Origin of the sequence: Streptomyces sp. NPDC001549 (assembly GCF_042894025.1) — a bacterium.
GTDB classification, from domain to species: domain Bacteria; phylum Actinomycetota; class Actinomycetes; order Streptomycetales; family Streptomycetaceae; genus Streptomyces; species Streptomyces kutzneri.
The window spans coordinates 15,330-30,983 of sequence record NZ_JBIAVJ010000050.1 but is presented as its reverse complement, the minus strand read 5'-3'; the positions used below and the strand labels follow the sequence as shown (position 1 = coordinate 30,983).

Below are 15,654 nucleotides of genomic sequence, written 5' to 3'. Positions count from 1 at the left end.
CACCGACCCCAAGCCCTACGTCTGGACCAAGACCGCAGACGAGATCCTCGAACGCCTCGCCAGTTATCTGAACAGAATTCCCGACTCAGAAGACTTGCGGTCGTCGAGGCCCTCAAGGCCGCCAAGGTCGACGAGGCGTTCGCCGCCGTCCTCGATGCCGCCTCCAACGCCGTGATGGACGCCGCCGAGGACCCCTACGACTTCGACGACCGCCTCGACGCCGACAACCTCAGCGGTGCGGCCAGCGACGTCCGCCGCATCTTCCGCTGGATCTGACCCGCCATCCCGCGCAGACCCCATCAGGAGAGGCCCGCCGTGAAGACCTGCGTCTTCTGCTCCATCACCGCCGGGGAGGCCCCGGCCAGCATCGTCCGCGAATGGCCCGGTGGCCTCGCGGTCCGCCCCCGCAGCGGCGGTGTGAACGACGGGCACGTCTTCGTCCTGCCCCGCGTCCACGTGGACGACGCCAGCACCGACCCGGACGTGAACGCTGCGGTAAGGCGCCGGGCCGCCGAGCTGATGGCCGAGCACCCCGCCGCGAACATCATCACCAGCACGGGGTAGGCGGCGACCCAGAGCGAGTATTCGACGAGTTGCAGGCCTGGTTCGAGCGCTTGGCAGAACGCGAGGCGGGGTCGGGGACCCGGCCCGGTGACGCCATCTTCCTCTCGCCAGATTTCGGCACGTCGCAGAGTTGCTGTGAGGCGTCGGCGCCAGCAAGGAGGACCTCGCCCGACTGCGCACGGACGCCCCCGCACCCGTCTGGGCACTCAATCAGCCCGCCATGGAGAACGAGACGTTGCGGCAGCAGTCGCATCTTTCGGCGCTGAGCGTAGTTCCCCCTCGGGCCCCGTCTTGAGGACATCCGCGACCGAACGGACCACTCAACCCACCGGGCTGGCTTGTTACCGGTCTCGCGGCGGGCCAGGGGCGCTACCGGCACAAGGGCCTTGTCGACTGCCTCCCCAGAGGCCTTGCGGCTCGGTGGAAACGCTTCTGCACGCAAGGCCGCGCAGCCCGTGAAGCGCCCATCCCCGTATGCAGGTCGCGGCTGCTCTTTCAGCCAAGTTCATTACGCAGAGTGGTTGTCCGTATCCTTTGCGTGCACACCCTGGCTAGGCTCCTCGCAGCGGACACGCCAGCCCGTCGCCGGTAGCAGGGGGTGCTTCCGCCGTCCCCTTTTTCTCACGAGTCGAGGGCGGGATCGCTGTGACAGCACGCGTGGAAGACGTTCGGAAGCTTCTCGAGCAGGCGGCGGGTGGAACGGTCGAGATCCCGGTGTCCGTGTTCGCCGACCCCGACGCCGCGGCGCTCGTCTTTCCGGGCGGCACCGTGCGGATCGACGGCGCGGTGAGCGATCCGAAGGCTCTGTCGGTCGGCGGGCAGGCCACGATCACCGCGTCCTCGGCACCGGTGGACGTCGCGTTCACCGCCGACGGCGAGTGGGTGACCGGAACGGTGGCCGCGGTCGACCTCGGCGAGGGCCGCAGGCTCGTCCTGGTCGACGGCGCTCCGGAAGGTACGGCACTGCCTGCCGGAGCCTGGGCGCTGGCGGACGGCCGGGCCCTGCGGCTGACCAGGCGCACGCCTGGGCCGCCGACCGACCCTGAACGCCTGGACGGCCTGGGCCGTGCCCTGCCCGCTGTGAAGCACCGGGACGGAGCTGCCCGCGATCTCACACCGCAGGCGCTGGTCACCGAGCACGGCATCCTCACCCCCCGCCCCGGGCCGCGGCGCCGCAAGGGCATGCGGGTCCTCGAAGCGCCATCGGTGCGCGGCTGGTCGCCGATCGGTACCCCGGGCGGCGACAACGGGCTGAGCGTCGACTACTACAGCCCGCCGCTGAGGATCGCCGGCGCGCTGACCGCCCTGCCGGCCTCCCCGCCGTACAGGACGGTGGTCGGCGGTGTGCTGCTGGTGGACACCGGCGCGTTCAACGGCTCCGCGATGGGCGCCTACGTCGTGCCCGACGGCTCCGGCGCGGATCCGTCGCTGTTCGCTTACGGCTCGCTCGGCAGCCAGGTCGGCTTCGGTCCGCCGCTGTTCCAGGTGCGCGGCATCTCCGCCGGGTTCGGCTGGAACAGCCGCGTGCGCGTGCCGCTCGCCGATGCGCTGGACGGCTTCCCGTTCCTGATGGCCCTGGACAATCCGGGCGCGATCGGCGCAGACGACGAGGAAGTCGACCCGCTCAAGGTCCTCGGCGAGCTGATCGGCGGCTCCAACCCGTGGGTGCGGCCGCAGGAGGGCGACCTCTGGTTCGCGGCGGGCCTTGCCTTCGACTGCTTCGAGACGTTCAGCGGCCGGGCCATGGCGCTGGTGCAGACCGGCTCCGACCTGACGATCAGTCTGCTCGGCGCGGCTGGCATGCAGCTGCCCACCAAGAGCGACAAGAAGATCGCCCGGGTGGAGATCGGCATCGAGGCGACCCTGCGCCCGGCGGCCGGGGAGCTGAGCATCGGCGCGGCGTTCACCGAGAAGACGTTCCTGATCGACCCGAACTGCAAGCTGCGCGGCGGCGTCGGCATGAAGTTCTGGTTCGGCAATCACCCGCAGGCCGGCGACTTCGCGTTCATGCTCGGTGCGATCCCCGCAGGCCGGGAGCTGCCCGCCCGATACCCCCGCCAGCAGCCTGCCGGTCTGACTTGGGGCGTCGGGTCGACCGTCAGCATCACCGGCAACGCCTACGCCGCGTTCACCCCCAAGTCTTTGATGGCCGGCGGCTCACTGGACGTCGTCTTCCAGTCCGGCATGCTGCGCGCCTGGCTCACCGCCCGGGTGGACGCCCTGCTGGAGTGGAACCCCTTCTACTTCGACGTCGGCATGGGGATCCGGGTCGGAGTTTCCGCGACGATCAAGGTCTGGTTCGTCAAGATCAGGATCTCGGTCGAGGTCGGCGTCAGCGTCCGGATCTGGGGCCCCGCGGTCGGCGGCGAGGCGACCGTCCACCTGTGGTTCATCTCCTTCACCATCGGCTTCGGCGCCGCCCGCCGCAACCAGACCCCGGCGCTGGACTGGGGCGGGTTCCAGGGCATGCTGCCGCCGCCGGAGAACATGGTCCGCACCACTGCGATCGCCGGGTATGCCGGCGAGGGCGCGCCAGCCACCCGAGGCGATGTCAAGCCGTGGCTGGTCAGCAACGGCGGCTTCACCTTCACCGCCGACACCCAGGCACCCGTCAGCAAGGCCTACTTGAACCAGGGCGCCGACACTGTCGAGGCCGCCACCGGCACCGCCGTGGACATCCTGCCCATGCACCTGCGGGGCAAGGGCAGCGAACTGCGCATCTGGCTCACCTACAACGGTCAGGCCGCGACGCTGGCGCCGTGGGGCCGCGCGGCGCTGCGCGGCAACGTGCCCAACGGCCTGTGGGGCCAGCAGCCGGACGCGCCGAACGACGGGATCATCCCCGACCAGATCCTCGGGATCCGGCTGACCTCGCCACCGGTCGACCACGGCACCGACACCGGGTTCATCGACGAGGAGGCCATCTCCTTCGACCCGATCAACCCCGACGGCAACCAGCCGCTGTCCGTCGGCGAGCCGGTCACGGGCCCGGTGCCGACCCGCCCCGGCGGCGTCATCGCCGCGATCCAGAACGGCATCGACACCACCGCCACCCGCGGTAACCGCACCGCCCTGGTCCAGGCCCTTACCGGCCTCGGCGCGAACCTCGGCACCCTCGACACCGACCTGAGCGCCTACGCCCAGGCCGCGGGCACCGCCTTCACCGCCGAACCGATGCTGATCGCGGCCGGCTGACCCCTGCGCCGCCGCAGGCCGCCCGGACCGTGCCGGGGCCGGTCCGTGATGCCGTGCGCCCCGCGTCCGCCGCCCACCCTCACCCGCCCGCCGCCGCGTCCTGTCGAAAGGCACGCCCGTGACCACCACACCCGACTCCGCCTCCCGACCGCGCACCAGCGAGCCGGGTGCCCAGCACCGCACCCGGTTCTTCGACCACCGCATCCCCTCGCTGTACGCAGGGCGGTACCGGATCGACAACCGGCAGACCCTCAAGGACCTCGGCGGAGCGGACCGCGTCATCGACGCCACACCGCAGCCCTTCGACGTCGTCCAGCCGCGCTTCAGCTTCGATCCGACCGGCATCAACGCGCAGTTCCCGGTGCCGGACGCGGTCGGCACCTACAGCCAGACCCTCGCCCACATCAACCTCGACGCCCCCGGCCTGCCGTGGGCCCGGCTGCTCGGTGACGGTCAGCCGGGCGCCGTCCCGTGGATGGCCCTGCTGCTGTTCCGCGAGGACGAACTGCCCGAGGACCCGGACGCGGTGGGCCTGGTCACTGCCGGGAGCGTGCGCGAGCTCCTGGACGGATCCCATGGCCCCGGAGCGGTACCGGTCATCGCCCCGGAGAGCATGCGCCCCGACGAGTACGACGAGCAGTGCGTCACCGTCCTCGTATCCGCCGCCCTGTTCGACGCGGTCAAGCCGCTGCCCGTGGAGATGGGCTACCTCGCGCACCTGCGCGAGGGCGGGCGCCCCGATGCCACCCGCGTCGGCAGTGCCCCCGCCCCGGACGAGGGCGAACTCAACGCCGTCCTCGTCGCCAACCGCTTTCCCGCCGCCGGCGGACGCCACGTCGTCCACCTGGTCTCCCTCGAAGGCCACGACCGGTACCTGACCTCCCCCGCCCCCACCGGGGGCGTGCGTCTGGTCTCCCTCGCCTCCTGGTCCTTCACCACCGAACCGGACTCCGGCGTCGGTTTCGGCGACCTCGCCCAGCACCTGGCAACCACTGACGGCAGCACGCCGCGTCCCGCGGACGAGCTGCGCCTGCGCGTGCCGACCGCCCGCCCGGCCAATCCGGTCGGCCCGCAGAAAGAGGCCCTGGACCGGATGGCGGGCGGGGCCGTGGCCCTGCCGCAGCGCCTGGAGAGCGGTGAGCGCACCCTTGCCTTCTACCGCGGCCCGCTCACCGCCCTACCCGCCCAGGAGCTTCCCGAACCGGCCGCCATCCGCCTGGACTCCCCGGGCGAGGCGCTGATCTACCTGCAGCAGTACGGCGTCTTCGACACCGCCTACGCTGCCGCGTTCACCGCCGGGCGCACCCTCGCCCTCGCGGACGCCGAGTTCCGCAGCGCCCTGCTGGAGTTCCGCTCCGCCGCCCGCTCCGCGGCCCGCCGCCTGGCCTCCCACCCCGAGCTCGCCGCCCGTGCCGCGACGGCGCTGACCGCCCGCCAGCTCACCGCCCCCCTCGCCTTCGAGGCATTCGACCGCCTCCTCACGGACGGCGCCACCCGCTCCGGCGGCGCCCGCCTCGTCCAGGCCCTCGACCAGGCTGGCCCCCAACTGCGTGCCGGCCGCCGCCGCACCGCCACCCGCACCCGCCGCAGGCCTGGTGACGCACGCGCCGTCCTCGCCCAACCGGGCGTCGCCGCCCTTCTCACCCAGGCCGCCCCCGACCAGTTCGCGAAGGTCACCGCCTGGCTGGACGCGCTGCGCCGCCTGGAGCTGCTGGGCTTGTCCCATCTGGTCCCCGACTCGCGCGCGTTGCCAGCGGAGAGCATCCGCTTCGCCTACGTCGACGGCGACTGGGTGCGGGCGGCCGTGGACGGGGCACTGAGCGTCGGGGTCGGCCACACCCTGGACTCCGACCTCAACAAGCTCGCCACCGGCGGCGGGCCCATCCCGAAGTGCGCGGTGCTGATCAACTCCAGCCTGGTCCCGAACTGGCCCAAGGCCGTCGTCACCGCCTACAAGGGCACCGAAGCCGTCGAACCGGTGCGCGAGGCCGTGTTCGGCACGGAGATCCGCCTGGCGCTCTTCCCGGAACTGATCGACCGCTTCGAGCTGGCGGAGCCGCCGCGCGGCCTGTGCTTCGGCATCGGCGATGTCGGCACCATCGAGCTCCGCGAGATCACCGGGGACCGGATCGGCCACCCCATGGGCGAGTTCCCGCCGCCACCGCCCGCCGACGACAGCCGCTTCCGCCGCTTCCTGCGGCCCGGCGAGCGCGACGTCCTCAACGTCGACGGCGCCGGCGACGCCCTGGTGCCCGCGCTGTCCACCGCACACGGGCTCACCGGAGGCCGGCAAATCTCCTCCGCGCAGTTCGCCCTGCAGATGATCAACTCGCCGCAGGCACAGACCTTCTCGCGGCCCTGAGCCCTGTCCCCGCGCCGTACTGCCAAGCGCTGACCGAAAGGACCCCGGGCCATGTCCGTGGACACCACCCTCATCGTGCCGGTCGAGGTCGCGGCCCTCGCCGTCAACCGGGCCACCCGCGACACCGGAACCCCGCACGTCTTCCACCGGTGGATCACCAACTTCAGCAGCATCGGGGAAGGCATCCCCCCGGAGCCCGCCCCGTTCTCCAGCCCCGAACAGTGGACCGGCCGGGAGGACCGCCTCGGCGTCTACCTCCAGTGGGAACTGCCCGCCGCCCTCACCCGCGGACGCCACGACGAGGAGGAAGGCATCGGCGACTTCCCCCTCGTGCCCAACCGGTGGCTCGTCGTACGCCACACCGACAGCACCCGCCCGCTCAAGGCCTGGATCGTCCAGAGCGACTACCTCGACCCCATGAACGGCAGCGTCTCCTTCCAGGACCCCGACAGCGAAGAACCCGCCGCGATCCTGATCGGCAATTGCCACGAGCTCACCGGCCCCTGGCAGGAACCGGCCGACGCGCACACGCCGTTCCTCACCGCGATCGGCCCCGGTCTGCCGGCCTTCTCGGTCTTCCAGCCCTACAACAGCAACGTCTTCTCCCTCCACGACACCCTCCTGGACACCCCCGAGGGGGAGCTGCCCGCGCGGGAGCGGCTCAGCTACTTCGTCGCCGGCTGGTACTCGGACCCCTCCAGCGACATCCTCGCCGGCACCGAGGACCTCGCCGCGCTGCTGGAGCGCCTGCAGTGGCGGCCGCCCGTCGGCTACGGCAGCGGCATCCGCTCCTCCGTCTACTCCGGCACGGTCCTGGGCCTGGACTGGGACCTGAACGGTCCCGTCCCCGACTCGCCCTGCCCGAAGCCGGCCGACGTCACCCCGGTCGTGTCCAACAGCATCGCCGAAGCCGTCGGCGAGCTCGGGGCCCAGGCCGGCGGTGAAGGCGCGCTGTCCGCCGTGGAGGCCGACTTGTTCCGGGCGTTCCTGCTCGGCGGCATCGACGCCCTGGAGGAACGCGACCGGCCCGAGGCCGACATCCTCACCGACCGCCGCGCCCACGACAGCGCCTTCGGCCCCGTCGCCGGAGGCTACCGCTGGTTCATCGGTGAACGCGGAGAGGAGACCGGCCGCACCACCTCCCGCGCGACCCGGGAGGCGGAGGCCGAGACCGTCGCCGACCTCAACCGCCGCCAGGCCGGCCACGATGCCACCGAAGCCGAACTCGACACCGCCCGCGAACGCCTCTACCACCTGTGGTGGCTCAGCCACCTGAAGAAGAAGCCCGCCGACTTCACCGGCCGCATCGACGACGAACTCGACCCCGGCAACGCGGACGGCGCAGCCGGACGCGTCGTCGCCCTCGCCCGCCAGCTTGCCGACCAGCGCGCCGAACTGCCTTGGGGCAAGAGCGAGGCGGACCTGGCCGCCCGCATCGACTTCCTGTACCCCGCCTACGGCGCCCGGGCCGCCCGCCGCCTGATCCGCGTCCCGGCCGAGGACTTCGAGTACAGCGCCGACCCGGTCCTCACCCTCCAGGGCGCCAACCTCCACGCCCCCCTCACCCGCGACAGCGCCCTGCCCTGCCGAACCCCCGAACGGATCGTCACCCGCGCCTCCGGCATCACCACCACCGACGTCGCCGACACCGCCGCTCAGATCGACCTCACAGGGCAGCAGCCGCCCTGCTTCCCCGCACTGCTCAGCGAGTTCCTCATCCTCGACCGCGCCCTGCGCACCGGCGTGATCCAGGACGTCACCGGCACCCTTCCCGAATACGGCACCACGCCGTGGGCCATGCCCTGGCAGCCGCTGTTCCTGCTGTGGAAGGCCGAGTATTTTCCCCTGCCGATGCGCGACGGCGACGAGGCGCACTGGGACTTCATCGACGGCTCCCGCTACCAGTGGAAAGGCACCGGAGAACCCGGCACGCCGCTGGTCGTCTCCGGCCGCCAGACCCTCGCCCCCACCGCCGGCCACATCGTCGACGGCACCCTGCAGACTTACGCCCGCGTGCGCGACCAGCTGTCCGCCGACGTCCTGCGCCAGGTGCGCTCACGGGCCCGTGAGGCGGACTACCTCTCCCAGACCCTCGACGGCTTCGGCGCCGGCATCGCCCAGCGCCAGCCCCTGGCCGGCCTCCAGCCCGCTGGCGAGCTCGCCGACCTCATCGGCAACGGTGACTACCCCCCGCCCGACCCCGGCCCCCTGAAGGCCAGCGACTGGGACCCCGACCCCGTCTCCACCTTCCAGGACCTGCGCGCCGGCCAGCTCGCCTTCCTCGACCTGGCCGTCGTCGACCGCTTCGGACGGTCCGTCAACCTGATCACCAACGCCACCCACTTCACACCCGAGATGCCGGACACCATGCGCCCGGCGCATCCCGTCAGCGATCACGATCCCGACCGGCTGGTCGAACTCGGCCCCCGTCTCCTGCAGCCGGCCCGGCTGCGCTTCGACTTCCTCGCCGCCGCCAGCGACGAGGACACCGACCTGACCCCCGGGGCCAACCCGGTCTGCGCCTGGCTGCTGCACAACCGCCTCGACCGGTCCCTCGTCGTCCACGCCCCCGACGGCGCCGCACTCGGCGAACTGCGCGTCACCTTGAACGAACACGGGCAGCGGGCTGTGACATGGTCGGCCCTGCCCGGCTCCGAGGTGACCCGCTTCGAGGAGCTGGAGGAGCTCACCCGGCACACCTACCAGCTGCTGAACGCGGTGAAAAGCCGTGGCCCGGAGACCTTCGACGCCTTCCGCACCACCGTCGACCGGGCCCTGCAGACCATCGACCCGGACGGCCCGGCCGACCCCGGCCTCGGCTTCCTCCTCGGCCGCCCCCTCGCCCTGGTCCGCACCCGCCTCACCATGAACCTGCGCGGGCCCCTGCGCACCGACGTCAGCTGGGCAAACCTCTTCGAACCCACCCCCTCCCAGCTGCCGAGCTACCCCTGGGCGATCCGCCTCGGCGAAGCGCAGCAGAGCGACGACGGCCTGGTCGGCTACGTCCTCGAAGACGACTACGAGCACTTCGAAACGGTCGTCGACCCGGCCGCCGGCGGCGGGCAGTACCTGCGGCCGATCGGCGACAGGCCCAGCCTGGAGCTGGACTTCGGTGACAACAACACCGCGGTCGCCACCGTGCTCCTGGACCCGCGGGCGGCCGTGCACGCCACCACCGACATCCTCGCCACCAAGAAGGTGTTCGTCCCGCAGGAGTTCACCGACCAAGCGATCACCCGCATGAGCGTGAACTTCCGCACCGGCCCGCTCCTGGCCGCCACCACCGCCCTGCGCGGCCCCCAGGGCGGGAGCGAGGAGACCGTCCTCATGCCGACCCCCGCCGGAGTCATCGGCACCTGGACCTGGTCCGAAAACCGCGACGGCACCTGGGACAAGCTGCCGATCCTCAGCCAGGACCAGTACGACCTCCCCCTCGCCGAACCCGAGATCCGCTCCGGCTTCCTCACCCTCGACGACGCCGCCGCCCACAGCCGCACCAACCACTGAGAACCCTCACCACCATGCCGTCCCCGCCCCACGCCGGGGCGGTGACGGCATGCAAACCGAAGGAGCCCCGTGACTGTTGTGATCCAGACCCAGGACACTGACACCTCCGCAGCCCATGACCCGCTGCTGTCGTACAGCGTCAGCACCACCCCGAGCCCGCTCAAGGCGTCGCCGGAGAACCCTCAGGCCCCCGAGGAGATCGGGGAGGTGGTCATCTCTGTCGCCCGGCAGAGCGGCACCCCGGCCGACGTCGAATGGATCAGGGTGAAAGTCCCGGCCGGGACGATGGCACCCGACCTCGCCACCGACCTGAACAAGATCAGCCCCCGGATCAGCCTCACCGGCTGGACCGTGCGCCTGGACGCGGCCGCCAAGGAGTTCGTCTGCGCACCCGCCGGCAGCCACGCGCCGATCGGCCCCGACACCGGATTCACCATCCAGCTGTCCGACATCCCCATCAGCCGCAAGGTCGGCACCGCACCCATCACCGTCACCGAAAGCTCTCGCACCGGTAGCTCGGCATTCCAGGACCGGCTCACCGTCTTCAACCTCGGCAAGTTCCCCGCCGACTTCTACCTGCGCAACTTCCTGTGCGAACCCTCCATCATCCCCAACGGCGGCGACGTCAAGCTCACCTGGGAACGCTCCGCCAACGCCACCTACGAACTCCTCTATGGCGACGTCAACCGTGACGTCACCAACCGCACCAGCCTCGACGTCGAAGGCGTCAAATCCGACACCACCTTCTACCTCCGCGCCACCACCGGCGACCCCACCAACCCCGTCATCCGGATCATCTCCGCCCAGGTCACCGTCACCAAATCCGATCTGGAAGTCGGAAACCTCGCCGTACACGGGGAGCTGGCGATCACGGGGAGGGTCCTCACCCGGCAGGAACTCTTCATTGGATTCAAAGAGCGGTGGTTGACGACCTCGGCGACGACCGATGGCATCCTCACCGCACGGCTCCCGTGGGCCAGCGGCGCAGGTCTCTATGTCGACGCGGGCCGAGGTATCCACTTCCTGCAGCCCCTCGGGGACGGGCACCAGCCCTACCTGTCGATCCCGGTGCTCAAAGGTGAGGCAATCAGGATCAAAGCCTCCACGAACGCCAACCCGAGCATCGAGTGGTTCGGGTTCGGAAGGAACGAACTGGTTACTCCCTACCCGTAGACCAGTGATCGCCGGCACGAGACAAGCCCCGTGGCGGAGAACGTGAAAACCGCGGGGGCACCTGGCACAAGCTGCCCATCCTCAGCCAGAACAGTACGACCTCCCCTCGCCGATTCCGAGTTTCGCTCTCTCCTCACTCTCAACGGCGCCACCGCACACGGCCGCGTCGACTACTGAGAACACTCCATTGTTGTGCGCCGTGCCGCGCCCCGGGCGGCACGGCCCACGAATCGTGAGGAGGGCGTCCTGACTCTGATCGTCCAGATGCGGGACGCGGGCATCGCCGCGAACGCCCCCTGCTGTCCTAAACACCGTCACCATCACCCCGAGCCCGCTCAAGGCATCGCCGGAGATCCGCAGGAGCCTGAGGGCACGACCAGGGCGGCCCCCTCACCCTCGCCACCCGGGCCGGGGTACGCGAACTCCACGTACTGGCCGGAAAAGACACCCACCACGGCGACGTCAGCGTCACCATGGGCATCCCGGCCCTTCCCGGACCGGACCGGATCACCGCCACCGTCGGCAAACGACGCTGGCCCGCCCTCCACGTCGACGTCGGCAATCCGCACGCCGTGGCCTTCGTGGACGACCTCGACCACGCCGGCACCCTCGACACCGCCCCCGCCGTCACACCGCACAGCGCCTACCCGCACGGCACAACCGTCGAGTTCGTCCGCGACCTCGGCTCCCGCCACCTGGTGCTCCGCGTCCACGAACGCGGCGTCGGCGAAACCCCCTCCTGCGGAACGGGCGCCTGCGCCGCGGTCGCGGCAGCCCTCCACCGCACGCCCCATCCGGGCGGTCCCGTCCGCTACACCGTCGACGCCCCCGGAGGGTGCCTCCTGGTCGATGTCGCCGCCGACGGGACCATGACACTCACCGGCCCGGCCTACCTCACCGCCCAGGGCACCGTCCGCCTCCACACCGCATGGCCCACGGCCGCCGCGCAGGGCGAAAGGGGGCTCCAGAGGCCCGCCTACGGGGCCTCCACACCCGCCCTGCTGGCTCGGGCCAACCACGGCCTCAGCCGCCTCAGCCGCGAACACGGGCACCAGGACAGGGCGGAGGCAGACCGGTGAAAGGCGACGGACACGAGGCACACCCGTTGATCGGCCGCCTCGTCCGCGACATCGCCTCCGGCACCGAGGGCCGGCTGATGGCCGTAGTCCAAGAAGACCTCCCGACCCACACCGGCCCCCCCGCACGACCCGGCGCGCGTACATCCGCCCCACAGACGGAGGCAGGGAGCTCCCCACCGCCCTCGCCAACATCGAACCCCTCGGCGCATCCTGACCCGGTAAGGGCCCGCCGGTCGCTCGAAGGCTGACCGTACGAGCAAGACACGAAAGCCCCTGGCGACCGCCAGGGGCTTCGTTGTGCCTACGGGCCAGACAGGCCGGATCGTCCGCAGGCGGCGACGCTTGATGGGTCATGGGCAAGGCGTGGTGCTTGTTGGTGTCGTCCGGGTCGTGATGTGAGGTCTGCCGGAGAGCGATGACATTCGCTTTCGGCCCGGGACCGTTTCCCGCCTGACGGGACGCGGGGAAGAAAGTTCGGCCGCTGCTCCCGCCTGGCGGGACGTACGGCTGATCGGCCTTTCCTTGCAGTTCAGGGCCGTGTGGCGTGGTCTCCATGACAGTGGATATCAGGGTCATCCGGGCCGGTCAGATGTACCGCTACTACCTGCGCCAGACCGTTGTCGGCGACGGCCTCCGCCTGGCCCGCACGCCGCTGCGCGAGGCCCAGGAGCAGGCCGGTGTCCCGGCCAGGCGATGGATGGGCCGCGGCCTGGCCGTCCTCGGACTGACGGCGGGCGAGGAGGTCACCGAGGCGCAGCTGCGGAACTTGTTCGGCGAGCGGGGCCGGCATCCGTACGCGGACCGGATCGAGGCCGAGCTGCTCGCCAGGGGCGAGTCCCCGAAGAAGGCGTGGAAGGCCGGCGCCCTCGGACGCCGGGTGACGGTCACCGGTGTCGACTTCGTCTTCCGGCCGCAGCCGACGCTCTACCTCCTGTGGGCGTTGGGGGATGAGGAGACCCGCCGGGTGATCGAGGCCTCGCACGAGTGCGCGATCGAGCGGGTGCTGGAATGGATCGAGGACGAGGTGGCGGTGATCCGGTACGGCAAGGACGGCATCTACCGGGTACGTCCGCCCGGCGGTCTGGTCGCCGCCCGCTTCCGCCACTACGAGGCGCGCTCCGGGATGCCCTTGCTCCATGACCATCTGCTGCTGTCCGTGAAGGGGCAGCGCCTGGACGGGAAGTGGGGCTCGATCCACACCACGGCCCTGCACGAGAACACCGTCGCCGCCTCAGCGCTCTACAACGAGCTCGTGGCCGCTGCGGTCTGCGAGGCGCTGGCACTGGCGACCGAGCCGCGGGTCGTTACGGCCGGGCGCCGCCCCGTCATGGACATCGCGGGCGTGCCCCACGAGCTGATCCGCTGGACCGCCATCCGCGGAGAGCAGATCGCCGCCTGCCTCACCGACCTGGAGCACGATTACGTCACCGCCGTCGACGACGACGGCGAGCTGAAGTACCTGCCCGCGGTCTCCGAGCGGGCCCGGGTGGAACTGATGCGGATGGCCGCCCACAAGACCCGCCCGCCCAAGCCGAAGGCCCGCTCCCTCACGCAGCTGCGCGCCGACTGGAAGCAGAGCGCGATCGACACCTCCAAGGTGGCCGCCGACATCATCGACTCGCTCCTCGAGCGCGCCCGCGCCGCAGCCGCCCGGATCCGGGCCCGGGTCGCCGCCGTGGTCGACGTCGCCCTGGCGGCCGTGGACGTCGCGGCGGTGGTGTTCGTGATGAACGGCGGCGGCCGGTTCCACCGCCGGCACCTGCTCGCCGAAGCCCGCCGCCACCTCGCCCTCGTCCTGCGCGGCCGCCGCCGCGACCCCGGCCTGGACGAGAAGATCGTGGCTGCCGCCATCTCCACCCACTGCCTGGACATCAGCGAGCCAAAGACCGTGCGCGGCCTGGAGGCCGGCTACCGCCTCTACACCGCCCGGTGGGCCCTGTCCGACCTCCCCGCCCGCCGCCGCCCGCCCACCCCCGCACCCGACCCGGACCGGCAACCCCCGGCCGATCCCGGCGAGCCGGCTGCGCCCAGACCCCCGGGCCAGGACGCGGGGGAGTGGGAGATACCCCGCATCCCGCTGCAGTACGAGCGAGCTGTCCTCGCCAGCGCGGTGGTGAGGGAGAAGCTGCGCACCACCACCACCACCGCCACCGCCGTTCGGGGCCGGGCGTACGACGTCGTCGCCCACCAGCAGGCGGCGATGCCCGAGCAGCTGCTGGCGCCTGCGGCCGCCGAAGCCGAGCACGACGACCAGGAGCCAGAGGCCGGGCGCGGAGAAGCGATCGACCTGACGGCGCTGCGGGCCTTGAGAGAGTCCCGCACTGACGTGGAAGCCCTCGATCTCACGGCCGGCGCATCAAGCTGCTGGAGCAGGAGAACGAGGTCCTGCGCCGGGCCGCGGCCTACCTGTCCCAGGCGAACCTCCCGGGAAAAGGATCTACCCGCTCGTGAAAGAGCTGGCTACGGACGGCATTCCCGTCACGGTCACGTGCCGGGTCTTCAAGCTTGCCAGACAGCCCTACTACCGGTGGCTGGAGCGGCCGGTGACCGATGCCGAGGTCGAGCGGGCCGCTCGCGCGAACGCGCTGTTCGACGCCCACCGTGAGGACCCGGAGTTCGGCTACCGCTTCCTGGCCGACGAGGCCCGCAGCGCGGGATCCGGCATGGCCGACCGGACCGCGTGGCGGATCTGCCGGGACAACCGCTGGTGGAGCGTGTTCGGCAAGAAGCGTGGCAGGAACAAGAAAGCCGGCCCACCGGTGCACGACGATCTCGTTCGCCGCGACTTCACCGCGACCGGCCCGAACCGGCTGTGGCTCACCGACATCACCGAACACACCACCGGTGAGGGGAAGCTGTATCTCTGCGCGATCAAGGACGTCTTCAGCAAGCGGATCGTGGGCTACTCCATCGACACGCGCATGAAGTCCCGCCTGGCCGTCACCGCCCTGGACAACGCCGTGGCCCGGCGCGAGCATGTCGCCGGATGCATTCTGCACAGCGATCGCGGATCGCAGTTCCGGTCCCGGAAATTCGTCCGGGCGCTCGACCGGCACCGGATGGCCGGATCGATAGGAAGAGTCGGGGCGGCTGGCGACAACGCGGCCATGGAGTCCTTCTTCAGCCTGCTGCAGAAGAACGTCCTCGACCGCCGGACGTGGGCCACCCGCCAGGAACTGCGGATCGCGATCGTCACCTGGACCGAGAGGACCTACCACCGCCGCTGCAGGCAAGCCTCGCTCGGCAGGCTGACCCCCATCGAATTCGAGACCCTCATGACGACACCGGCCCTTCAGGCCGCGTGACCGAACCTGTCACCCGAACCTGCATCAGACCCGTGTGCGACGCAGCCCCCAGGGCCCGCGCGTGGGTCGCCCGCTCCGGATTACCCGGGTAGGCGAACCAGGCCACGACACTGCCGCCCACCATGCCGTCCGGGTCGATGTCCTCCGGTACGAACGCAGCCAGGACCAGGCCGCCCGCCTCGTCCTGGTCCACCATCCACCGCTCGTCCGGGAAGGCCGCGGCCTCGCCGGCGCGCCGTCGCAGAAGGGCCGCGGGCCTCACGCAAGAGCCCCTTCGTCATCACGGCCTCCGGTCGGAGAGGTGCCCGCTGGCGTCACAGGAAGGCGTCACACGGTGACGCCTGCTGAACGCGAATGCCTCCGCCACGCCCGGGTGCGGCACCGCGGCGAGCAGTAACGGCTGTCCGAGCGCTTCCGAGTGCCGAGTGGGCTGTCGCTGGCGTACCAGGTGTCTCCGCACTCCGGGCAG

The 15,654-nt window shown here is 71.2% G+C and carries 8 protein-coding genes and 2 pseudogenes; 9 read left to right on the top strand and 1 reads right to left on the bottom strand.

Features of this window, described 5'->3' with window-relative positions; translation table 11 throughout:
* From ACFY04_RS41860 to ACFY04_RS41820, 9 genes and pseudogenes are all read left to right on the top strand, one after another.
* Positions 1-276: hypothetical protein (locus ACFY04_RS41860; protein ID WP_389126111.1), on the top strand; the 276-nt coding region annotated here is incomplete at its 5' end.
* Positions 277-315: 39 nt separating this feature from the next.
* Entirely contained in the window at positions 316-564 is a 249-nt protein-coding gene (locus ACFY04_RS41855) for a hypothetical protein (RefSeq protein ID WP_389126109.1), read from the top strand.
* 657 nt (positions 565-1,221) lie between these two features.
* Complete coding sequence (locus tag ACFY04_RS41850; RefSeq protein WP_389126107.1) at positions 1,222-3,759, top strand: DUF6603 domain-containing protein; 2,538 nt, start codon at positions 1,222-1,224, stop codon at positions 3,757-3,759.
* 118 nt (positions 3,760-3,877) lie between these two features.
* Positions 3,878-6,121: a hypothetical protein gene (locus ACFY04_RS41845; RefSeq protein ID WP_389126105.1), complete on the top strand. Its 2,244-nt coding sequence runs from the start codon at positions 3,878-3,880 to the stop codon at positions 6,119-6,121.
* 51 nt (positions 6,122-6,172) lie between these two features.
* Positions 6,173-9,628, top strand: a complete 3,456-nt coding sequence (locus ACFY04_RS41840; protein WP_389126102.1) for a hypothetical protein — start codon at positions 6,173-6,175, stop codon at positions 9,626-9,628.
* Between the two features lie 69 nt (positions 9,629-9,697).
* A complete protein-coding gene (locus ACFY04_RS41835) occupies positions 9,698-10,801 on the top strand; it encodes a hypothetical protein (RefSeq protein WP_389126100.1) in 1,104 nt (367 codons plus the stop codon).
* 473 nt (positions 10,802-11,274) lie between these two features.
* Positions 11,275-11,880: a hypothetical protein gene (locus ACFY04_RS41830; protein WP_389126098.1), complete on the top strand. Its 606-nt coding sequence runs from the start codon at positions 11,275-11,277 to the stop codon at positions 11,878-11,880.
* A gap of 553 nt (positions 11,881-12,433) precedes the next feature.
* A pseudogene (gene mobF / locus ACFY04_RS41825) lies at positions 12,434-13,450 on the top strand (MobF family relaxase); the annotation flags it as partial.
* A 779-nt stretch (positions 13,451-14,229) separates the two neighbouring features.
* A pseudogene (locus tag ACFY04_RS41820) lies at positions 14,230-15,185 on the top strand (IS3 family transposase); the annotation flags it as partial.
* On the opposite strand, the gene ACFY04_RS41815 reads toward ACFY04_RS41820, so the two are convergent.
* On the bottom strand, positions 15,154-15,447 hold the full coding sequence (locus ACFY04_RS41815; RefSeq protein ID WP_389126095.1) for a hypothetical protein: 294 nt from the start codon (positions 15,445-15,447) through the stop codon (positions 15,154-15,156). The pseudogene ACFY04_RS41820 and the gene ACFY04_RS41815 overlap by 32 nt on opposite strands.
* Positions 15,448-15,654 lie beyond the last annotated feature (207 nt).